Origin of the sequence: Spirosoma fluviale (assembly GCF_900230225.1) — a bacterium.
Lineage (GTDB): Bacteria > Bacteroidota > Bacteroidia > Cytophagales > Spirosomataceae > Spirosoma > Spirosoma fluviale.
Window position 1 is genome coordinate 285,284 of sequence record NZ_OCNH01000001.1, and the last position, 22,719, is coordinate 308,002.

General features: G+C 51.1%; 20 protein-coding genes. 9 read left to right on the plus strand and 11 right to left on the minus strand.

What is annotated here, in order from left to right; all coding sequences use genetic code 11:
• The first annotated feature begins 129 nt into the window (after positions 1-129).
• The gene (locus CRO74_RS01190) at positions 130-846 is read left to right on the plus strand and encodes an SDR family oxidoreductase (RefSeq protein WP_097124183.1); all 717 of its coding nucleotides are present in this window, start codon (positions 130-132) and stop codon (positions 844-846) included.
• A gap of 203 nt (positions 847-1,049) precedes the next feature.
• Here CRO74_RS01190 and CRO74_RS01195 read toward each other — a convergent pair whose 3' ends face one another.
• The 7 genes from CRO74_RS01195 to CRO74_RS01225 form a co-directional block, all read right to left on the minus strand.
• Entirely contained in the window at positions 1,050-1,535 is a 486-nt protein-coding gene (locus CRO74_RS01195; RefSeq protein WP_097124184.1) for an ankyrin repeat domain-containing protein, read from the minus strand.
• Positions 1,536-1,641: 106 nt separating this feature from the next.
• Complete coding sequence (locus CRO74_RS01200; RefSeq protein ID WP_097124185.1) at positions 1,642-2,784, minus strand: efflux RND transporter periplasmic adaptor subunit; 1,143 nt, start codon at positions 2,782-2,784, stop codon at positions 1,642-1,644.
• A gap of 25 nt (positions 2,785-2,809) precedes the next feature.
• A complete protein-coding gene (locus CRO74_RS01205) occupies positions 2,810-6,037 on the minus strand; it encodes an efflux RND transporter permease subunit (RefSeq protein ID WP_097124186.1) in 3,228 nt (1,075 codons plus the stop codon).
• 81 nt (positions 6,038-6,118) lie between these two features.
• Positions 6,119-7,558, minus strand: coding sequence for a TolC family protein (locus CRO74_RS01210; RefSeq protein WP_245877722.1), 1,440 nt, complete (start codon positions 7,556-7,558; stop codon positions 6,119-6,121).
• Between the two features lie 145 nt (positions 7,559-7,703).
• A complete protein-coding gene (locus tag CRO74_RS01215) occupies positions 7,704-8,825 on the minus strand; it encodes a Gfo/Idh/MocA family protein (RefSeq protein WP_097124187.1) in 1,122 nt (373 codons plus the stop codon).
• Between the two features lie 277 nt (positions 8,826-9,102).
• Entirely contained in the window at positions 9,103-9,600 is a 498-nt protein-coding gene (locus CRO74_RS01220) for a TonB family protein (protein ID WP_097124188.1), read from the minus strand.
• Between the two features lie 59 nt (positions 9,601-9,659).
• Positions 9,660-10,763, minus strand: a complete 1,104-nt coding sequence (locus CRO74_RS01225) for a TlpA disulfide reductase family protein (RefSeq protein ID WP_097124189.1) — start codon at positions 10,761-10,763, stop codon at positions 9,660-9,662.
• 204 nt (positions 10,764-10,967) lie between these two features.
• On the opposite strand from CRO74_RS01225, the gene CRO74_RS01230 reads away from it, so the two are divergent.
• The 3 genes from CRO74_RS01230 (at position 10,968) to CRO74_RS01240 (ending at position 13,811) form a co-directional block, all read left to right on the plus strand.
• Positions 10,968-11,732 carry a MerR family transcriptional regulator gene (locus tag CRO74_RS01230; protein ID WP_097124190.1) on the plus strand — a complete coding sequence of 255 codons (765 nt, stop codon included), beginning with the start codon at positions 10,968-10,970 and terminating at the stop codon, positions 11,730-11,732.
• A gap of 130 nt (positions 11,733-11,862) precedes the next feature.
• The gene (locus CRO74_RS01235; protein WP_097124191.1) at positions 11,863-12,540 is read left to right on the plus strand and encodes a response regulator transcription factor; all 678 of its coding nucleotides are present in this window, start codon (positions 11,863-11,865) and stop codon (positions 12,538-12,540) included.
• Positions 12,537-13,811, plus strand: coding sequence for a sensor histidine kinase (locus tag CRO74_RS01240; protein ID WP_097124192.1), 1,275 nt, complete (start codon positions 12,537-12,539; stop codon positions 13,809-13,811). Before CRO74_RS01235 ends, CRO74_RS01240 begins: the two co-directional genes overlap by 4 nt.
• Positions 13,812-13,856: 45 nt before the next feature.
• Here CRO74_RS01240 and CRO74_RS01245 read toward each other — a convergent pair whose 3' ends face one another.
• Positions 13,857-14,681, minus strand: a complete 825-nt coding sequence (locus CRO74_RS01245; protein WP_097124193.1) for a DUF2490 domain-containing protein — start codon at positions 14,679-14,681, stop codon at positions 13,857-13,859.
• Positions 14,682-14,984: 303 nt separating this feature from the next.
• Between CRO74_RS01245 and CRO74_RS01250 the strand changes: the two genes are divergently transcribed.
• Positions 14,985-16,901, plus strand: a complete 1,917-nt coding sequence (locus CRO74_RS01250; RefSeq protein ID WP_245877723.1) for a S9 family peptidase — start codon at positions 14,985-14,987, stop codon at positions 16,899-16,901.
• A gap of 103 nt (positions 16,902-17,004) precedes the next feature.
• Here CRO74_RS01250 and CRO74_RS01255 read toward each other — a convergent pair whose 3' ends face one another.
• Both CRO74_RS01255 and CRO74_RS31440 read right to left on the minus strand, forming a co-directional pair.
• The gene (locus CRO74_RS01255) at positions 17,005-17,307 is read right to left on the minus strand and encodes a hypothetical protein (RefSeq protein WP_097124194.1); all 303 of its coding nucleotides are present in this window, start codon (positions 17,305-17,307) and stop codon (positions 17,005-17,007) included.
• 74 nt (positions 17,308-17,381) lie between these two features.
• Positions 17,382-17,549 (minus strand): hypothetical protein, encoded by a 168-nt coding sequence (locus CRO74_RS31440; RefSeq protein WP_179830094.1) that lies wholly within the window; start codon positions 17,547-17,549, stop codon positions 17,382-17,384.
• 345 nt (positions 17,550-17,894) lie between these two features.
• Between CRO74_RS31440 and dtd the strand changes: the two genes are divergently transcribed.
• The 4 genes from dtd (at position 17,895) to CRO74_RS01280 (ending at position 22,175) form a co-directional block, all read left to right on the plus strand.
• Positions 17,895-18,347 carry a D-aminoacyl-tRNA deacylase gene (gene dtd / locus CRO74_RS01265; protein ID WP_097124196.1) on the plus strand — a complete coding sequence of 151 codons (453 nt, stop codon included), beginning with the start codon at positions 17,895-17,897 and terminating at the stop codon, positions 18,345-18,347.
• A gap of 91 nt (positions 18,348-18,438) precedes the next feature.
• Complete coding sequence (locus CRO74_RS01270) at positions 18,439-19,083, plus strand: O-methyltransferase (RefSeq protein ID WP_097124197.1); 645 nt, start codon at positions 18,439-18,441, stop codon at positions 19,081-19,083.
• Positions 19,084-19,097: 14 nt separating this feature from the next.
• Entirely contained in the window at positions 19,098-21,491 is a 2,394-nt protein-coding gene (locus CRO74_RS01275; protein ID WP_097124198.1) for a LysM peptidoglycan-binding domain-containing protein, read from the plus strand.
• Between the two features lie 108 nt (positions 21,492-21,599).
• Positions 21,600-22,175 carry a DUF3109 family protein gene (locus CRO74_RS01280; RefSeq protein ID WP_097124199.1) on the plus strand — a complete coding sequence of 192 codons (576 nt, stop codon included), beginning with the start codon at positions 21,600-21,602 and terminating at the stop codon, positions 22,173-22,175.
• Positions 22,176-22,202: 27 nt separating this feature from the next.
• Here CRO74_RS01280 and CRO74_RS01285 read toward each other — a convergent pair whose 3' ends face one another.
• On the minus strand, positions 22,203-22,688 hold the full coding sequence (locus CRO74_RS01285) for a hypothetical protein (RefSeq protein WP_097124200.1): 486 nt from the start codon (positions 22,686-22,688) through the stop codon (positions 22,203-22,205).
• Between the last annotated feature and the right edge of the window lie 31 nt (positions 22,689-22,719).

Below are 22,719 nucleotides of genomic sequence, written 5' to 3' on the forward strand. Positions count from 1 at the left end.
CAATTTAAGATAATGGCCTCGCATCAATTCTGATCCGGATGAGTATAAAGAGTACCTGGACAAGAAAAACTTTCACGCTTATAACCGGGTTGTTTTAAGACATGACGTATTTTAATTGTCGTTTTAATTATGGCAGATAACAGTAAAACCGCTCTCATTACGGGCGGCTCGAAAGGCATCGGTTACGGTATTGCCGAAGTACTGATTAATGAAGGCATTAAGGTTGCAATCACCAGCCGCTCGTCCGTAGCGGCAGAGCTAGCGGCAGCTAAACTAAATGAGATCAAGCCGGGCTATGCGCTTGGCCTTGCTGCTGATGTGCGCGACCTGGCATCGCAGCAGAAAGCGGTAGAGACTATTCTAGCGCAGTGGGGGCAACTCGATTATGTGATTGCCAATGCGGGTGTCGGTCATTTTGCTTCTATTCAGGAACTGACCCCAGAGCAGTGGCACGAAACCATCGACATCAACCTGACTGGGGTATTCTATACGGCCAAAGCTACGCTGGACGCACTGAAAGCAACCGAAGGGTACTTTATTTCCATCGCCAGCTTGGCGGGGACTAATTTCTTTGAGAAGGGAGCGGCCTATAACGCCAGCAAGTTTGGACTGGTGGGTTTCTCGCAGGCTATCATGCTCGATCTGCGTAGCGAAGGCATCAAAGTAACGACCATCATGCCCGGCTCGGTAGCCACCTATTTCAACGACCACCAGCCAAGTGAAAAAGACGCCTGGAAAATCCAGCCCGAAGACATCGGCCAGATCGTGTCCGACCTGATTCACATGCCCGCCCGCACGCTCCCCAGCAAGATTGAGGTTCGCCCCACGCGGCCGGGTGGTAAGTAGTTGTTGGTTATTAGTTAATGGTGATTAGTTAATAGTTATTGGTTAGCGAGTAGATAGTTCTGAGGTTGGACTATTTTCCATTAACCATTAACCATTAACCATTAACCATTAACCATTAACCATTAACCATTAACCATTAACCATTAACCATTAACCATTAACCATTAACCATTAACCATTAACCATTAACCATTAACCATTAACTATCCCCGAAGTAACTGCCAGGCTTCTTCGTTGCCCTGCTGAACGGCTAAATCCAGTGCAGTTAGGCCTCTAAAGTCTTGGATTGTGGTATCTGCACCCTGTTCCAGAACCAGTTTTACCAATTGATTACGGCCAAATAAAGTGGCAAACATCAGGGCGGTACCGCCGTTGCCGTTCTGTATATTCAAGTCGGCACCGTGCTCGATCAGGAGTTTGGCTACTTCGGGGTAGCCTTTGAAGCAAACGCCCATTAAGGCTGTATTACCGCTCGCATCCTGCATATTGACGTCGGCATCGGCCGCGAGTAGGGCTTTTACCGCTTCCAGCTGTCCATCGTAGGCGGCTATGATCAGGGGCGTAAACCCCTTTCCGTTCTGGTAATTAACGTTGACACCCGCTTCCAGAAGTTGATTTATGTAGGTAGTATCGCCCTTGCGGGCGGCATCGATGAGTAAGTCCTCGGGATGGCCTGACGTAAAAGACATAGTGTATTGAATTTCCGAATTGATTAGAAATAATACACTAACCAGACAAAAAGGTTTGTTTCTTTTGGACAGTTTCAGCCTTATTTTAATACCCTGCCCCGCATACTTACTTCCGAACGGTCTTGATGGCCTGCCCATCCCGAATTTCTTCCGAAGCCTTCTTCACGATGGGCGTACCCGCCTGTAAATCGCCGAATACTTCCACCAGACTGTCCACAACGTTGCCTTTCTGAACCGATACCCATTGCGCCCGGTTGTCGTTTACCTTGATCACAAACATCTTTTCGCTCGAACTAACGACCGATGTGGTCGGGACAAAGAGCGTTTTGCCCGACCGCTCCACGGGCATCAGTACCTCGGCGTACATGCCCGATTTAAGTTCATGCGCTGCATTGGCCACGTCAAATTCCGCCATCATAGCCCGATTCGTTTCCACCAGACTCTCGGCCGAACGGGCCAGCTTTGCGTTGAACCGGCGATCGGGCATGGCGTTGACGGAGAACGAAACGGCGCTTTTTTTCGGAAGCTGATTGGCAAATGTTTCCGGAATGGCAACCGTCAGGCGTAACGTCCGGCTGTCTTCCAGCACGAACAGCGGTTTTCCGCCATCACCCGCGCCAACCAATGCGCCGGGGCTGATGTTCCGCTCGATGACCATACCGTCAAACGGCGCGGTAATGGTCAGGTATTGCCGAAGTTCCGTTTTGGCCTGGTAATTGGAGCGGGCCGCCTGAACCGTGCCCCGCGCTACGGCCACCATGGCGCTGTCGCCCTGCATTTTTGCCAGTGCCTGATCGAGTTCATTGGCCGACACGGCTCCTTCCATCTTCGCCGTTTGTACCAGCCGGGAGTACGTCAGTTTACTGGCGCGGGCCCGCGTTGTTTGCTCCACCAGCGTAGCCTCCTGCGCCTGAACCTGCGCCTGCGCCTGGCTGAGTTCGGAGATAATTTCGGGCGCATCGAGTCGGGCCAGTACCTGCCCTTTACGAACAGTGGTGCCCCGGTCTACGGTCACATCGCGGACGAAGCCTTTCACTTTCGCGTACATATTGACCCGGTTCCAGGGCTTCAATTCGCCCGGTAAGGTAACGCGGTTGCTGGGTTGCAAAGCCTGTACCGACGTCACTTCAACCTGTTGAATGTCTGGCTCTTTGGTCGCAGTCGGTTTGTTATCGCTGCTGGCCGTTGAGCAGGCCGTAAACCCGAGGGCAAGGGTGGTAATTCCAAATAGTATTATAAGCAGTTTCATATTGATGATTTTTGAGCCGTACTAATCAATGTATAGAGCTAAGCTCCCGATGGTAATATTTGCTTTCCGGATCGTCGGGGTCAAGGGATACCGACTGCGTGGTGGCTTTGGCCTGAAACTGGGTGAACACGCACGGCAGAATCAGCAAAGCCGCCAGGGTGGAGGCTATCAGTCCGCCAATAACGGCCTGACCAAGCGGGGCAATCTGGTCGCCCCCTTCGCCAAGGCCCGACGCCATCGGCACCATCCCGGCAATCATCGCGATACTGGTCATCAGGATGGGTCGAATCCGGCTGTTGGCCGCCAGCACCACCGCCCGTCGGGTATCACCGATTTCGAGTCGCAGGTTTTCGGCGTTGGTCACCATCAGAATGGCGTTGGCCACCGACACGCCTACCGACATGATCAGACCCATGTACGATTGCAGGTTGAGCGTTGCGCCACAGGCCAGCAGCATCAGCAACGCCCCCGCCACTACCGCCGGGATAGCCGCCAGAATCACCAGCGATAGTTTGAACGACTGGTAGTTGGCCGCCAGCAGCAGGAAGATGATGACGATGGCCACGAGCAGACCCGTTTGCAGACTGCTCAGCGTATCGGCCAGCAGGTTGGTTTGCCCACCCAGTTCAACGAGTACACCACGGGGCGGTTCACCCGCTTCTTTGATGGCCTGTTCGACGGCTTTGCGGGCGGTGCCGAGGTCCTTCTTCTGTAAATTAGCCGTGATGGTTACGAGTCGGTTTGGCCCGGCGCGGTCGTACTCACCGGGGGCCGTACTTTCCGAAAACGTAGCTACGTCGGATAGCAGCGGGTGCATCTCGCCACTTTTCAGCGGGATGTTGCCAATGTCGCTGGCGCTGCTCATCTGGTATTCCGGAATCTGCACCTGCACCTGATAGGCCAGTCCTTTCGACTCATCGAGCCACAGGTTTTTATCCGTAAAGCGACTGGACGAAGTTGCCGCCACCATTGAGCGGGCCACCTGCGTGGAGGTAACGCCCAACTGTCCCGCCCGTTCGCGGTTCATGGTTACTTTAAGCACCGGGTAGGCCAGTGGCTGGGCAATCTGAACGTCGCGCAGGAAGTCGATTTTCGCCATTCGCTCCCGGATTTTATTGGCAAAACGGCCCGCTTCAGTCAGGTCTTTGGCCGCTACGGTCACCTCGATGGGGGTCGATGCGCCCTGACTCATGATTTTTTCGGTTAGCTCGATGGGCTCGAAGGAAATATTGGCCGTTGGTAACGCTTTGGCAATTCGGGTTCGAAGTTCCTCTTTCAGGTCGTCCATCTGTACGGGATGATCTTCCTTGAGCGACACCTGCAATACGGCTTCGTGGGGGCCGCTGTTGAAGACGAAAATGTTGGAGGTACCGTAACTCGATGGAACTGTGCCGACGTAAGCCGATGAAATCTCGACCGCGTCTTTCCCCACGGCTTCCTTGATAATGTCAAGTACTTTCAGCGTAGCCATTTCGGTTCGCTCCACGCGTGTTCCATCGGGAATGCGCAGGCGCATCTGAAACTGGTGACTGTTGCCGTGGGGTAAAATATCCGTTCCGATGACCATGAAACACACCACAATAATGGCAATAGTACCTGCCAGGTAGCCGCCCACGACCAGGCCGCGTTGATTGAGTACTTTTTCGAGCAGGGAAGCGTACCGCTGTTTAAACTTCTCGAACCCTTTGGCGTTCGCTACCGGATGAGCCCCTTCGTCCAGCATGGTGTGCCGTTCCCGCGCGTCGAGGGCCAGCGTGGGCGCTTCGTGGGGGGGATGACTTTTCAGCAGCCAGTTGGCCAGTACGGGCACGAACGTTTGCGAGAGGAGGAACGACGCAATCATGGCGAAACCCACCGACAGCGACAGCGGCAGGAACATGGATCGAGGTACGCCACTCATGACGAAGGCCGGAGCGAAAACGGCCAGAATCGCCAGCAGGATCAGAAATTCCGGAAAAACGATCTCTTTACAGGCATCCCAGATGGCTACCGCTTTGGGCTTGCCGGTCTCCAAATGCTGGTGGATATTTTCAATCGTCACCGTGGCCTGGTCGACCAGAATTCCGATGGCCAGCGCCAACCCCGACAGCGTCATGATGTTGATCGTCTGGCCGCACAGGTTGAGCATGATCACCGCCGACAGAATCGAAATCGGGATGGTCACCACTACGATGATCACACTGCGCCAGTCGCGGAGGAAGAGCAGCACCATCAAGCCCGTCAGCACGGCACCCAAAATACCTTCTGTCACGAGGCTTTTCAGAGCGTTGGTCACGTACACCGACTGGTCGAACTCATACGAAATCTTGACATCTTCCGGCACCGCAGCCCGCAGTTCCGGCAGGGCTTTTCGGATGTTGTTCACCACGTCTAGGGTAGATGCGTCCGATTTTTTGACCACCGGGATATACACCGCCCGTCGGCCATTGACCAGCGCGTAGCTCACCGTTACGTCGGCACCATCTTCTACCGTACCCACGTCCCGAACGAACACCGTGGGGCCGGAGCCTACCCGGATGGGGATGTTCAGGAAATCTTCGGGGCGTCTGACCAGTGAGTTTACCGGCGTCATCAGGGCTTTGTCGCCAATGCGGATGTTACCCGCTGGCGAAGGCTGGTTATTGGTAATGATCGACTTGATAACCTCTTCGGGCGTGAGCTGATAACTGCGAACCAGTTGCGGATTGACCTTGATAACGACCGTACGCTGGTTACCGCCGAAGGGTGGGGGACTGGACACGCCCGGAATGCGCGAGAACATCGGCCGCACCCGCGAGGAGGCATAATCCTGAATCTCGTTCAGCGAGCGGCTCTGGCTCTCAAAAACCAGCTGCCCCACCGGCACCGAACTGGCATCGAATCGCACCACCTGGGGCGGCACCGTTCCCTCCGGCATATAGGCTTTCGCACGAGATACGTTGTTGGCTACTTCGGCGGCTGCCTGGGCCATATCGGTACCCGGATAGAACGACAGTTTGATAAGCGATAACCCCTGAATGGTTTTCACGTCGATGTCCCGGATACCCGACACATACAGAAAGTGGTCCTGATAACGGGTGGCAATGAACCCGTCCATCTGATCGGGAGCCATGCCGCCGTAGGGTTGTACCACATAAATGGTGGGCAAATCGAGATTCGGGAAAATGTCGACCGGAATGGTAAACAGCGACATCACCGAAAAAAACAGAAGCCCCAAAACCGCCACGACCACCGAAATGGGTTTACGAAGCGCAGAACGAATGATGTTGTACATAATATTTTGTGTAGAGACGCAATACCTTGCGTCTTGACCCGGATGGTTTTAGCTGACGCAGAGCTGCAAAGGATTGCGTCTTTACAAGATCTGATTCATAAATAGCGACAAATCCCCGTCGGCGGCAGCTTTCAGGAGCAGAAACCGCCATACATTGCTGACGGCCACGTAGCCATCGACCTCGGCGCGGTTGAGCGTCAGGACACTTTGCAATAAGGTGGGTAAGTCGGTCAGGCCGCTTTCGTAGCGCGATTTTGCCTGATTGTAAGCCTGTCGGGCGGCCTGTAGCTGGATGGGCGCCTGCCGGGCCTGTTCCAGCGCAACCTGGTATTGGGTGTCGGCTTCCTGATACTGTCGGGTAATCTGTAACCGCTGGGTGTTCAGTAACTGCCGTGACTGCTCCACCTGATAGAGGTCGGCTTTGTAATCCTGCCGGACACGCAGCATGTTGGTCAGATTCCACCGGGCCACCACCCCCACCAGATAATTGCCTACCTGATAGCCGAGTCCGTTAAGCTGATTTGTCTGGAAAATATCGCCCTGGTTGGAGAAGCCCGAACCCCGCGCATTGCCCGCCCCAACCAGCGAGATCAGCGGCATTCCTGATCGTTGTGTGGCCAGACTACGAGCCGCCGACAGGTTTATCTGCGATTGAAACAGCCGTAACGTCGGGTTCTTGGGTGAGAGCGAATCAGATACGAACGTGCCGTTTGGAAGGGAAGTATAAAAACGCATACTGTCTACCTGCATGTCGTTCTGAAGCTGCCCCGCCAGTTCGGAGAGCCGCAGTCGCTGCACCTGTTCCTGTTGCTGGCTGTTTAGGAGAAGCAGCCGCGCCCGAATGGCCTCGGCCGTAGCCAGCGAACTATCGACGCCCGCCCGCATCCCCGACCGAACGCCCGCATCGACCACCCGTTTGAACGTTTGTGCCCGATCCAGATTACTGCGCTGAATCTGAACCAGCTTCTGGTTGATGAGCAGCAGCAAATAGGCATCGATGGTACGGACCTGATGCTGGAAGATTTCGTTTTCGTAATCGACCTCGCTCCGTTGCAGGTCGGCTTTGGCAACGCCCACATTGGCTTTGATCCGCCCGAACGTGATGGCCCGCCATTCGATGGTGGCGCTGGTATAACTGCCAAAACTGGCCTGTGAAATCGCCATTGGGCGCACCCCGCCGGAAGTAGAGATATTGGTGCCTTCGTTGGGGAAGAACGAGTTATTCAGGCTGTTGCTGGTGGCGTAGGTGTACTGATCCTGAAGGATAACCACCGGTAGCAGCTCCGTCTGGCTGGCCTGCACCCGTCGCTGGGCACTGCTGACCTCCGCCTGTTTGGCTTTCAGGAACGGGTACTGCCGAACGCTCTGCTCGACGACCTGTTTGAGGTTCAGCGACTGTCCCATAGAAGAGGGGAGCGAGAGCAGGCTTGCTCCCAGTAGCAGGAGCCAGCCCGTTTGTTTTGGGTGCGGGAAGCGTTTATAAAGCCGCTGTCGGGCACCGGGAAAAAATGCGTGGTTCATGCACAACTACCCGGCCGTTTCTAAAACAAGTACCCGGTCGAGTGATGGCAAAGCACGAACCCAAATTTGGAAACATTTGGGAAAAAGGCCGTCTGGCCGAAAGATTGAGCAAAATTTTGGAGAAATGAATGCCGAAATGACCTGTTCAGGACGTCAAGTCTACTTTTTGGCCGCTGGTTGCTGCCTGGTAAATGCCTTCGATCACGCGCATATCTTTCCGGCCTTCTTCTCCGGATATGTGGGCAGGTAAGGGCTTATTCGCCAGTATATGTCGGGCAATGTCGTCCAGTTGAGCCGCCTGCTGATTGACAACCGGAAAGTTAAACGCTGCCTGGCTGGTTCGGCCTTTAAAAGGACCATAGCTTAGGGCAGGTTGCAGTTCAAAATAGCCCTCATCGGCCGAGGCATAAAATCGATCAACGTTGCAATTCGAGGTGCACGATGAGGTGCAGATGGCCCCACTTGGGAAATACAACTGCCAGGTGATATTTTCTTCCACCTCTTTAAACAAATCGGGCATAGTGACTGGCCCAAATTGAGCCGTAACCGCCACGGGTTCTTCTCCTAGCACGTAACGGCTGCTTTGAACGCAGTAAACCCCAAGGTTCATTAGCGGCCCACCGCCCGCTATGGCTTTTTTCAAATGCCAGTCGTCGGGAGGTATGCCAGCTAGCCGATACCCTAACGAAGCCTCGATCAGGCGCACCTGTCCGAAGACTTTATGCTGCCCCAATCGCTTTAGTTCAATGTGGTGCGGGTCGTAGTGCAACCTGTAACCTACCGCTAACTGGACACCGGCTTTTCGGCAGGCATCAATCATTTCCTGGCAGTCTTTCTCGGTAAACGCCATCGGCTTTTCGACGATAACATGCTTACCCGCTTTAGCGGCACGCAGGGTAAATTCTTTATGCAGGCCGTTGGGGAGGGTGATATATACCAGATCAATGTCCGGATTGCTAACGATCTGATCGAAATTCTGGTAGGTATAGCTATTCTTGTCCGGTATCCTAAACTCGCTCTGCCACTGAGCCGCTTTGGTGGGTGTACCCGTAACGATACCCGCCAGACGGCAGGATTGCGACGCGGCTAGCCCGCCTTTGAGTACATTGGCATACCGGCCTAATCCGCAGAGGGCAATGTTCAGTTTTTTATTGTCCATGACGCCCGCTCGTTCCCGAGCCATGGCCGGAAGTGATGCTAAGGTTAGGGAGGCTCCCAGACCCCAGCCAATTTGCTCCATAAACGTACGTCTTGAATAAGTAGTCATATCCGTAAGCCTGTTAATCCGGTATAAAATCTCGTTCAGCAAAAGTAGCCGAGCGGCCGACTGTCTACTTTATTATTCCATAAGCGGGATAATAAGGGGACAAGCGAAACAGGGCGATGCGAGGAAATGTGAAAAAATGAACGTTTATTGAGCCGCTAGTTTCCGGAACTATTTTTCTTGGCGCTTTTGCCTATCTGGTACTGCTTGTTTATGATGAGCCCATTCGTCGGTATTTAGGGGGCCGTTGGTAGCCGAAAGCTGTAGCTTGTAAAATCGACTAATACGATACGTTTTTATCGGCTGCTTCAACACGTTCTTTACTATTGACCGTACTACCCGTTACGGTAATTTCGTTCAAAACAACCCGGCCCGCCAAGTCCTGAACATACAGTTGATTGGTAGGAGCTAGGGCCGTATTCTGTTGGCGATAATCCACCAGGGTAAACGAAACAGGAAGAATGTAACGGCCCGTATACTGTAAGCTGAGCGGAGGTAGTTTTTTTAGCGCGTTTACTACCGTTGGCTCAAGACCGGCATAGGCCCATTCAGCACTATGATTGAGAATCGAAATAGCTTTAACACGCCCCTTTTCGTCAACCGTAAATTCAGCAAAAACCCGGCCGTACTTGCTTGACCACTCCGCCTGGCGGGGGTATTTTAAACGACGGTTCAGAACGGTGGAAAAGACTGGGTCCTGACTAAGCTTCGGCGTGATTTCCTGTGCTTGAGTCAGGCCGGTGATTGTCAACAATAAAAGCAACGGCAAATAGGGCATTTCGCTATTTGTTAAAGATATTTAATGACAAGTTTCTAAATTCTCGGGCCGTATAAACCCTATTTCTTTACCAACTGCTCCAGCATGGCGGTCAACTCCTGAATGGACAGATCCCGGCCAATCATGATTTTGTTGGCGTCGAGCAGGACGTTGTCGGGCATATTCTTTACGGCAAAGTCTCTCGTAATAAGCGGAGCATCCATAAAATCCTGTACCTGAATCCAGGGCAGTGGAAACTTCGTCAAGGTATCCTGCCCGTACGGTTTGTCAAATTCGACGGATACCGTAACTAGTTCGAGTCCCAGCGGGCGATACTTCTCGTACAGCTTTTTTAGATCGAACTGACGCCTGCGGCAGCCAACCAGATTCCGCATGGAGAAGTCGATCAGAATAAACCGATTGGTCAGTTCAGATAATCGGGTGGCTTTCCCATTGGCGGTCGGCAGACTAAAATCGGGTGATTTGCGACCCAATTGTTTTTGCGCCAGTTCGGCTTTGATGCGCTGGTAGGAGGGGTACGAAGCAAACGTTGACAGGCTGTTGAATAAAGCCAGTGTTTGCGGGTAAGAGAACGAACTTGACGCGAACAGGTACCAACTGGATGCCAGCGTCGGCTGTTCGAGGATCAGGTTCGCCAGATCATTTCGGTCAAGCATTCGCAACGAATCCAGCGTATATTCGAGGGTAAAAGCCGTGAGTGAATCGCCCGTCAGCAGAGCGTTCATCATCGCCAGTTGGTCATCCGGTTCAAGGTCCCGCCCTTGCTTTGAACGGGTAAGCTGATCGGCCCAAGTTTCGCTGCTGGCTGAACCGGTAATCATAGGCGGCTGAAAAGTACCTGACTCCACTCCGATCGACAGCTTAGGCGAGTCGATAAAAAATTGAATATCTTCTTTACGACCATCGACCCAAAGGTAAGCCGCGCAGGGTTCGGTAAGTTTTAGGGTGAAGGTGGCGCTGCGGTTCACGATGGTCGTGGTGTCGATAACAGTTGGGCCATGAAGGGGTTTGGCCACTACCATCGCCTGTTTGCCCGCCCATTCCTTAGGGAAGAATCCGCTTATCGTACTGGTAAACTGTGCCCGTAAATGACCCGACAGGCTCAGGAAAAGGACGGCGAAAAGCCAGGCTGGTCGTTGGTGTTGGGTTTTTCGCTGGTTCATGTGTTTCCCTGAGTCATGGTGGAATACGTAAATTATTCGGCTGTCAATCTGCTCGTTAGGTTGTATCTGAAACGCCCTATTACCTTGGTTTCGTCTGCCTGCCCAGGAGGCTAGGGGTGAATAGTAAAAAAACTGAAAGTTTTCCTTGACTCTCCCCTTACGTCATAGCCTACTTTTGTTTCGTCACTCAGCAACGATGTGTTTATGCGGGAATATTCAGTGAAAAAGCTGGCGAAATTAGCCGGTGTCAGCGTGCGCACGCTGCACCATTATGACCGTCTGGGCCTGTTAAAGCCATCCATTCGTACCGAGGCCAGGTACCGTTTGTATGGCGAAAAAGAGTTGATACGGCTACAGCAGATTCTCTTTTACAGGGAACTGGATTTCTCACTGGCCGAGATACAGGCCGTGCTGGATGCGCCGGACTTCAATGTGCTGACCGCCCTCGAAACTCATAAACAGGCGCTGAAGCTCAGACAGGAACGACTCACAACGCTGCTCGTGACGATTGACAAAACGATTTTAACGTTAAAAGGAGAACGAGTTATGTTAACCAACGAAGAATTATACCAGGGTTTCCCAAAAGGGGATGTCTATAGAAAAGAAGCCATTGAAAAATACGGCAGTCAGGTTGTTGAGGAGTCGGAGGAAAAGCTACGCAGGATGGGGAAACCCGATTTTACCAAGCTAAAGGCCGATCAGCAGGAAATTGCCCAGGCACTGGCGGCAATGCTGCACCTGGACCCAACCAGCGGGGCTGTTCAACAGCAGATTGCCCGGCATTATGCCAACATCCGGGGCTTCTGGGGCGAGTCGGTTTGCCGGAGCCGAAACATGGCCGACGCTTATAAAGGACTGGCTCAACTGTATATCGACGACCCCCGATATACAACCCAGGACGGTCAGTCTAATCCGGAATACGCAGCTTTTTTGAACAAAGCCATGGTGTATTTTGCAGAAAGGCTTTAGCAGAGCAGATACAGGGAGTCGTGTGAGCTATTGACGAATAACCCACACGACTCCCTGTATCTGCTCCACTTTTCCCAAATCTTTCCAACATTGCCGCTTACTTTAGCCGTCTGTTACGATTGGCAACGCGATGAAAGTACTGGTGGTAGAAGATGAACAGGGGCTGGCCGAAAGCATCACCGACTATATGGTGAAAGACGGCTACGTGTGCGAAACGGCGGCTACCTTCCGCGAAGCCGAAGAGAAAATACACCTCTATACGTATGATTGTGTGATCGTCGACCTGACCCTGCCCGACGGCAACGGCTTCCAGATCATCGAAGCCCTCAAACGACTCCTTGTTACTACGGGAGTCATCATCATTTCGGCGCGGGATGCCCTGGAAGATAAACTGAAAGGGCTGGAGATCGGCTCGGACGATTACCTCACCAAACCCTTTCACCTCTCGGAACTGAACGCCCGGGTGAAGTCACTGCTGCGTCGGCGGCAGTTTGGCGGGCATACCGAAATCCGGTTTCAGGAAATCGTGGTGGTGCCGCACACGCGCAACGTGTTTGTGAACGGACAACCTGCGGCTCTGTCGCGGAAGGAGTATGATTTGCTGCTCTACTTCCTGTCTAATGTGGATGTGGCGCTCACCAAAGCCTCTATCGCCGAGCATCTTTGGGGCGATAACATCGACTCCGCCGATTCGTTTGATATGGTGTACTCGCACATTAAAAACCTGCGCCGGAAATTGCTGGAAAAAGGAGCCGCCGATTATATACAATCCATTTATGGTATCGGCTATAAATTCAGTCAGCCGTGAAACTCCTCGCCAAAACCAACCGCATTTATCTGACTTTTTCGCTGGTTATCTACCTGCTTACGGCCATTGCCTTTTACCAGATTATCCGGTTGGTGATCTACGATGAAGTCGAAAACCGGCTGCGGGTCGAACGGCGGGATTTCGAAGCGTACGTCCGGGCGCACAATGCCTGGTCGAATATTCCGTATTTCGTTGAGAATAAAATCAACGTTACGCCCGTCAGGGGAGAGGTGCCTCCGATTTCCCTTGAGATATTTACCGATACGCTCATCCTGAATCGGTACGACGATGAACTGATCCCCTTTCGGCAGTTAACTTTTTATGAGTCAATTCAGGGCAAAATACACCGGGTCGAGATCCGTAAATCGCTGATCCAGACCTACCGGCTTATCGAAGTAATTACGGTGGCCATGCTGCTTTTTCTGGGTTTACTACTGGTGGGGAATTTCTGGTTTCAGGGCAAATTGTCGGGGCGGCTCTGGCTTCCTTTTTACGATACATTATCCCGATTAAAACGATTTGACCTCAGCAGCGTAACAGCACTGACACTGGACAAACCCGAGATAACCGAGTTTCGGGAGCTAAACGATGCATTGCAGAAAATGGCCGACAAAATGCAACAGGACTACCGGAGCTTGAAAGAGTTTACCGAGAATGCCTCCCACGAAATGCAAACGCCCCTGGCGCTCATTAACGCCACCGTGGAGCAACTCATTCAGAATGAGCAGTTGACCGAAACACAAACGCACTGGATTGAGCGTATTTATCAGGCGTCCCGCCGAATATCGCGCTTAAATCAGGGGTTGCTGTTGCTCGCCAAGATCGAAAACCGGCAGTTCAGCGACAGCCAGCCCGTCGATCTGTCGGCCCTCTTGAGCGAGAAATTATCAGATATGGACGAGGTGCTGTCGTTTAAGCAATTGTCTGTCAATGTGCAGCGAACGGAGCCGTTTGAGGTGCAGCTTCCGGTATCGCTGGCCGATAGTTTGGTGATGAATCTGGTCAACAACGCCATCAAACACAATCATCCACACGGACGGATCGACCTTGTGTCAACAAAAGATCAGCTCTGTCTGAGTAATACCGGCGGTCCGTTAACCTCTTCACCGGAGCGACTCTTCGAGCGATTCAAGAAAGAGAGCGCCGGGACTGACTCTGTAGGGCTGGGGCTATCCATTATCCGGCAAATCGGCGACAGCTACGGGTTGAGCATCTCTTATCAGGAAACGGCAGGTATTCACTGCTTCCGTATCACGAAAGTGGTGAGTTAGTTATTGGTTAATGAGTAGGTCGGATTATTTTTCAATAACCAATAACTAATCGGGCTGAGTTGGTAGCCGTTCGGACGTACTTCTGCGTTTGATCCGGTAGGTCAGGTTAATAACAATGTTGTTTTTCCCCGTTGCCAATTGGGGTGTGAAAACCCCCTGATCGAAGGTGGCCGAGTTGTAATTGGTCTGATTTACCCAGCCAAGTTGAACAATCCACTGCTTGTCGAATTGATAACCGACCCCCGCATAAAGTCGGTTTCGCTCAAAAGTTGGTCCGACCGGGTTCAGGAAAATCTCGTTGAAAATCGACATAAACGTTGTCTTTTCCGTAACGGTGCGATGGTTAAATGGAATAAACATATTGAGCCGGTAGCGAATACGGCTCCGAAATGGCGTGCTGCCATCCCGAAATGTAAACCAGCGCTGCTCCACTCGATACCGGTGCTCGAACTTCAGTCGGGTCAGGTACTGGTTTATGATGAGCTGTTCCCACAGGCGTTTCTCCGAGTTAAGTGGTCCATCAGACAGCACCTTGTAGTCATAGGTAGCGTATCGACCGCCTGCCAGTGTCAGCGTAAAGTTTTTATCGAGGTCGTAGCTGACCCCACCTTTCAGTTCATTATAGAAAAACTGGCTGAATACGCCATTCGCACGGCCTTGAACTTCAGCAAAGCCACCCCACTTTTTCGGGCCAGTAGGTAACTGAATTGTACCAATAAACCAGGTGCCCCAGGGAGAGGACGGAGTTAGAGCTGTTTGAGCAAGTGAGCCAGTAAAGGCCGGAACAAGGAAACTTACAAGCAGACAAACGGTAATTCGGAAACAAGTCACAACAACTAATAGTAAGTAAAGCGCTGTAAAATTACTCATTGTTACCGATAGTTTATCAACGGGCCCTAGCTCTTAACACTTTAGTACTATTAGCTTCACAATAAGCTTCCCGGTAGACCAGAAAAGGGTTAGTACCTGGGCTGCTGTAAGGACATTGCCACGGGAAACTCACGAATAATCAAAAGTCTATGGCTTGAGAAAGAGCCAGATGACCTTTTACTCAAATCATTCATTGAAATAATTGTCCAGAGCGGCTGAGCGTCCGCTTAATTCGTCAAATTTGTTGAAATCGCTCCGTGTGTACGCTGGCGATGATGGTACGTCTACTCAAACTTCCTGTCCATGAAAACACAATTCAGCAAACGAGTCTGGCTTTTGCTAAGCCTGTCTGTACTTTCAAGTATGGTTCTGGCCGGTCCAGCGCCGAAGCCAGCGGCCGTCCGAAAGTACACAATTGAGCAGTTCATGAAAACCATTCGTTTTGGCGGGTCCGACATTTCGCCCGACGAAAAGACGGTTCTGTTTAGTAGTAATCAGGATGGGGTCTTTAATCTTTACGAGGTTCCATTTGATGGCAGTGGTCAGCCGAAGCAACTGACCAGGTCGACCACTAATGCCATTTATGTGCTGGGTTACCTACCCGACGGCCGGATTTTGTACAGCAGCGACCAGGGAGGTAACGAACTGAATCACATCTACCTGCGCGAAAAAGATGGCGCCGTAAGCGACCTGACCCCCGCCGAAAAAGCGAAGTTTCAATTTGCTGGGTTAAGCCACGACCGTAAAAGCTTCTTTTATCAATCCAACCAGCGCAACCGGGCGGCTTTCGATGTGTATGAAATGGACATCGCGACGATGAAGCCTAAACTCCTGTTCGAAAATCCCGGCGGCTTCTTCCCCGGCGATGTATCGCCCGATAAACGGTACATCGCGCTGGCAAAAACCATCACCACAACAAACGGGGATGTATACCTGTATGATACAAAAACGAAAGAAACCAAACTGCTCACCAAACATGAGGGAGATGTAAATAATGGCCCGGAAGGATTTACGCCCGACGGGAAAAAGCTCCTGATTTCGACGGATGAAGGCAATGAATTTGCGTATGTAAAAGCTTATGATTTAGCCAGCGGCCAGAGTGCCGTACTCGACAAAGCCAACTGGGATATTTCGGGTGATTACCTCTCGCACCGGGGGCGCTACCGCGTACTATCGGTCAATAACGACGCCCGTACTGAACTCAAAATCATCGATACGCGCACGAATCAACCCGTTAAACTCCCCGCCCTGCCCGGTGGCGATGTTACCGGCGTGAATATTACCGATAGTGAAGGCCGGATGACGTTTTATGTGAATAGCTCCAACTCACCCGCCACGCTTTACTCGTACGACTTTAAATCAGGTAAAGTGACTCCTCTGGTACGGGGCCTGAACCCGGATATTGACCCCGACGATCTGGTGGCTGGCGAAGTGATTCGGTATAAATCATTTGATGGAATGGAAATACCAGCTCTGTTGTATAAGCCCAAAGATGCCGGTGCAGGTGCAAAACTTCCCGCTATTCTGTCCATTCATGGCGGGCCGGGTGGTCAAACCCGCCTGAACTACTCGCCCCTGGTGCAGTATCTGGTAAACAGCGGTTATGTGGTGCTGGCGGTCAACAACCGGGGCAGTTCGGGTTATGGTAAAACGTTTTATGCCGCCGACGACCGCAAGCACGGCGAAGCCGACCTGAAAGACTGTGTGGAATCGAAGAAGTTCCTGACGGCAACCGGCTATGTCGACCCGGCTAAGATCGGTATCATGGGTGGTTCTTATGGGGGCTACATGACCCTGGCCGGGCTTACGTTTACACCCGATGATTTTGCCGTTGGCGTTGACATTTTTGGCGTTGCCAACTGGCTCCGAACGTTAAACAGTATGCCCGAATGGTGGGGTCCACAACGCGATGCCCTATTTAAAGAGATCGGCCATCCCAAAACAGACTCTGTAGCACTTTATAATAAGTCGCCGTTATTTCATACCCAGCGGATCAAAAAGCCGCTTTTGGTTATCCAGGGGGCTAATGACCCGCGTGTGTTGAAGATCGAATCGGACGAGATTGTCACGAATGTCAGGAAAAACGGTGTTCCTGTTGAGTACGTCACCTTTCCTGACGAAGGGCACGGGTTTGTAAAGAAAGAAAATGAGATTACTGCCTATAAAGCCGTACGTGAGTTTCTCGACAAATACCTCCGGGGGCCAGACCTGGTGAGGTAACTGTCCGTTTATGAGTAGCCTGGCAAACAAAAGCCCCACGCAGTAGTAATAATGAGCTACTGCGTGGGGCTTTTTAATAATGGAACGTCTCTTTGTCAGAAACTTATTCACCCTCGGCTTCTATTGTCGCAATAACGTTTGCAATGGTTTCGCGCTGAGCGGGAGAAACCGCTTCGGATAGCGTCAGCAGGTCTGCTTTAATAGTTTGCCATTGAGGAAGACTCAAGACCAGTGCATCAGCCTGAAACTCGACTTCATTGCCCAAATCAGTTTGGGTGATGGGCAGTGGTTCCAGCACGGTTCGGGCGAATTCACTTCGTACCCGCTCCTTAACAAAGGGAACCGGGTCCAGATTTGCTTCTTTTAGTCGTTGTTTACTAAATACTTTCGTTTTCTTCCACCACATACGTTGAGTTAATTACATCGTTGCTTTCTCAGTCAACTGAAATAAGCGGGCAAAGTTATCAAGCCGTCCGGCTGTTATCGCATGGAGCCAACGTGGCGATTGAAGAATTTAATACCCGCATAGACATAGACCAGTAAAGCCGCCGATTCCAGAACCCCCTTAAGCTGATTAGGACGGTGCATATCGACGAAATAACGATCGACCCAGTCAATCAGCAGTGTGAAGTAGACGACAAGAACCACAGTTGCACCGACAAGAATTAGTGAAAAAAGTAATGTTTTACGCATGTGTCCCAAAATCAAAAGGATATTACAGTAAACGTGAGTACTGCTTAAGACCCGTACAGCGGTAAAGGGTTTAAGTGAGCTTTATTATTTTTCTATTTCTTATTTTGCGAGCAAATACGTTGCCATGTATAACTATCTGGAGCGTATTGACTTTAATAAAATATATATATTCATGTCGCTTGCAAGGGGTTACAAATATATACATCATTTTGTATTTTTTTTATACATATGAAATTGTCTACTAAATTGATTCTGGCTAACCTAATTGTACTTTTACAACATTAACTAACAGGTAGATTTATGATTGCGGTTATCCAGCGCGTTTCTCAGGCTTCAGTTGTTATCAATAATCAGGTAAAAGGCCAGATAGGCATTGGGTTTCTGGTTTTGCTTGGTATTACGCATACGGATAATCAGGAGGATGTGGACTGGTTGAGCCGAAAAATAATCGGCATGCGAATAATCAATGATGAGCAGGAAAAAATGAATCTCGATTTAGCCGCTGTAGGTGGGGATGTTCTGCTCATTAGCCAATTTACCCTACAGGCCAGCACCAAAAAAGGTAACCGACCCAGCTTTATTGAAGCCGCCAGGCCAGAGGTTGCTATTCCGCTTTACGAAGCCATGATTAATCAGTTAACATCCCTGTTGGGCAAGCCGATTCAAACGGGCGAGTTTGGGGCCGATATGAAAGTCTCTCTTCTTAACGATGGACCAGTAACTATAGTGATTGACTCGAAAAATCGGATTTAGCCCAGATCGTTACGAATTTGTTACCACTATCCGTTACTTTTACTAAAAACCAGCCCTTACCTACCGCTTTGGCGAACAGGTAAATTGCCGAATGGATTTTTTACCACTTGCTATAACCAATTACTCCGACGCCCATACCTCGCCTGAAAGTGAGCTGCTTCAACGGCTCAACCGCAATACCCATGCGCATATTATGGCTCCCCGGATGTTGTCAGGCCATATTCAGGGACGTTTCCTGTCGATGGTTTCGTGGATGATTCGCCCCCGGCGTATTCTGGAAATTGGTACTTACACCGGCTATTCGGCCCTTTGTCTGGCCGAAGGGTTAACGGAAGATGGCCTCCTCATTACAATCGACCAGAACGAGGAACTCGAAGACTTTGCCCGGTCGTACTGGCAGCAATCACCGCTGAACTCTAAAATTGACTTTCGGCTCGGGAAGGCCGTGGATATACTGCCAACCTTTACTGAAACGTTTGACCTTGTGTTCATCGACGCCGACAAACGCAATTTGTCGACCTATTTTGATCAGATTATTGATAAGGTACGACCCGGCGGGTTTATTCTGGCCGACAACGTTCTATGGAGTGGCAAGGTTGTTGAACCGGTAAAATCATCTGATTTAGATACACTTGCCGTGCTGGCCTTTAACGAAAAGGTTCATAAAGATCCGCGTGTGGAGAATGTGCTGCTACCCGTACGAGACGGGATTATGATGCTTAGAAAACGAAATTGATTTTACGGATAACGATGAATAGACTGACCCCTTCCTTAACTTTTTTCTTCGCTCTGATAAGTCTGATCGCATCAGCGCAGTCTTTATCGGTTCCTGTTGTGCCGGAGCAGGTAACGTTTGCCGACATTTCTGTGCGACTGGACCCCGATGCCCGGCGTATTGTGCAGCAGGATGTCAACGCACTGTTTGCCAATCGGCAATACTGGGCGGCTAAACTTGATCGGGTTGTGCTGTATTTCCCGGTGATCGAGTCGATCTTAATTGATGAAGACGTACCCACGGATTTCAAATACCTCGCCGTTCAGGAGAGCTCACTAACGCCCGACGCCGTTTCTTCATCCACAGCGGTGGGGTATTGGCAGTTTAAACGCGAAACGGCCACCGACAATGGCATGCGCGTAGATGAGGAAATAGACGAGCGAAAAAGCATTACGAGCTCAACCCACGGTGCCGCCAAATACCTCAAAAAAAGTAATACGCAGTTCAATAACTGGATAGCATCACTCTATTCGTACTATTTGGGAGCTGGCGGCATTTCAAAATTAATTCCGCCCGAATGGGCCTATGCACGTGAGGTAGCGCTGGATGGACGTACCGATCGGTACATCCTGCGCTTCTTTGCGCATAAAGTTGCCATAGAAAACGCGCTGAAGTCGCACCAGACCAGCAACCGCTTCGCGCTCATTGAGTATCCAAATGGGGGTGGTAAATCCATGAAAGCCATTGCCGAAGAGCTGGGTGTCGATGAGTTTGAACTGCGTAAATATAATCGGTGGGTGTTAGGCGAGGGTGTACCAACCGATAAAGAGTATATTGTAGCCATACCGGTAGCCAGCGATCAGATCAATGACATCCGGCAGAAAATAGTTAGCGTTGGTTCGAAAAGAACACCGGCATTTGTTCAGAATGATGTTGGCTTTCCGGTTCTACGTCGGGTTACAACGGGCCTCAGCAGTAAGAATGATCCAATCTTATACGAAATAAATGGCTTGCCGGGCATCCAGGCGCAACCTGGCGACAATGCTGGCACGCTGGCCAGAAAGGCTAAAATTAGCCTGTCGAGTTTTCTGCGGTATAACGACATGGGCGATCTGGATCAGATTATTGTCAACGATGTGTATTATCTGGCCAAAAAGCGTAAAAAAGCGCTGGTTCCCTTTCACACCGTTCGTGATGACGAAACGACGCGCAGTATTTCGCAACGCTATGGTATTCGTTTGAAAAAACTGATGCGCTATAACCGCCTTGACCGCGTACAAAAACTGGCCGTAGGCCGGGTAATGTGGCTCCGCGAACGGCGGCCTGCCAACAAGCCTATCGAAGTGATTAATTCGCCTACGCCACCCGTTTACGATCGCACACCAACACCCTCAATCCGGCAGGATGTGGCTTCATCGGGCGGTGCCGCCCGGCCTGTTACGGGCAGTGACGGTGTGCCCCGCAACGCATCGGAACGAAAGCTATACCAGCCCAAATTGGTGGATGGAGGTATTACACCAAACGACGGTACATCCGAACCGGCTACCCCGCAGCGGTCGGAACCGCAACGGCCATCTATTCAGCCATCCGGCAATCCAAGTCAGACAATGTCTTCGGGCCGCCCGGTGGTCACTACCCCGCCACCGCGATCAGAAAGTAGCGATGGCTCACAACGGGTCGTTATTGTCAGAACACCAGATGGACCGGAGCCTACTAAGACCATACCCGTAGCAACTACCCCCGAGCGGGAAAAACCGGCTAACACCCCAGTTGTGACAACACCAAAACCAACGCAGACGTACGCTGGCAAACCCAGTTCAAAACCAGCGCCGGTGGCGGATGTAGATATGGGACGTCCTGAAACCGGTAAATACGAAGGACCTCGTGAACAACAGGCCGATGGGTCACTGACGATTCCGGGGGCCGTACCTACAACCAAAGCGCCACCTCGTCCGGCTCCTCCGGTAGTCGCTAAAACCGAAACACGCCCAACAGCGTCGGATAGAACCGATATTGACCCTAAGGAGGCTACGACATCGACGCGTTCAGGAGCGGGGAACCGGTCGGCTGGTACGCACACGGTAGAAGCAGGACAGACGTACTACAGTATCTCGAAGCTGTATGGGTTGACGGTTGATGAGCTACTCTCGCTCAACAATCTGACGGCGGATAATAAATTGGAAGTTGGCCAGAAACTGGCGCTGAAACTCACTCCCGGCGGTCGGTTGGTGCAACCATCGGCAACAGACAAAGCGTCGTCGGCTGCTGAGTCGGCGTCGGGTGTCACGTATCATACCGTTGCAAAAGGAGAAACCATGTTCCGCATTTCGCAAATTTATGGTGTGACCGTAGAGCAGATTCAGTCCTGGAATAAACTAACGGATGTAGGCGTAAAAGTGGGGCAGAAGATTAAAATCGTAAAGCCCTGATAGGCGGATGTTTCCGGTAGTCAAAAAGCTGTTCCCATTCGGAGCAGCTTTTTGTTTAATGAGCAGGACATCATCAAAATTTGCCAGTCACCCTGTATCTTTACATACATGATACTCATTGACAATACCTGCATTAGCGACGACGTCGCCGAAAAGTTCTTTGTCTGTAACTTAGATAAATGCAAAGGAGCCTGCTGCGTTGAAGGCGACATGGGAGCGCCCCTGGAAGGTGACGAACCGGCTATTTTAGATCGTATTTACGAGGATATAAAACCTTACTTATCGCCCGAAGGCATTCGGGTTATTGAGCAGAAGGGGGGATACGAATCCGACCATGATGGTGGTTTTGTAACCAATACTGTAGGTGGCCGGGAATGTGTGTATGCTACCTGGAACAAACAGGGTATTCTGAAATGCGGCATTGAAGAAGCTTATAACGATGGAAAAGTAGATTGGAAGAAACCAATTTCGTGCCATCTGTACCCCATTCGAGTTACAAAATACGAGTCGTTTCACGCGCTCAACTACGACCGTTGGCCTATCTGTAGCCCCGCCTGTGGCTTTGGCGAACAACTGAATGTACCCATCTATAAGTTTGTTCGCGAAGCACTCATTCGCGCGTATGGCGAAGAATGGTACGGTCGGTTATCAAAGGCAATCGAAGAAAAGGACAGCGCCGAATAAAGCGGTTTCTGCTGTACATAGGTAGTGCTACCGTTGTGGTGGCACTGACGTACGTATGTATCGCTTGGCGCGTAGATTTTCGTCGTGTGCGGGTTGAGTGAAATATTCTTTGAGAAGCAGATCAATAAACCGGGTTACGCTGTTGTGAATCAGGCTTTCATCGACCTGCCCCGGCTCAACTGTATGTAAATCTGCATACGTCAGAGCGCGGGCTTCCGGGTTGTGTAATGTTGTATAATAGGTTACGTGAATAGAGACGAGACTGTTATAAGCCAGCCGAAAAGTTAGCGCAGCTAGTTCCTGCTCCTGGTCATCGTTAATTCTGAGTTGAACAGATTCAGCGTTGACTTCGTGGAAAAGCCAGTTTATATCAGCTCCCGTTTGAACCTGCTTTAAGGTGGCCTCCAGCAAAGGGCGGGTCTTTTTTTGCCAGTAAAAATGATTACTCTGTACCTTTTCCAGGGCTTCCTGGAGGGTTTGGGCTTTTCGCAGGACTTGCTCGAAAGTTGTCATAGGAGTTAGCTGTTAAGGACTTAACTAAGGT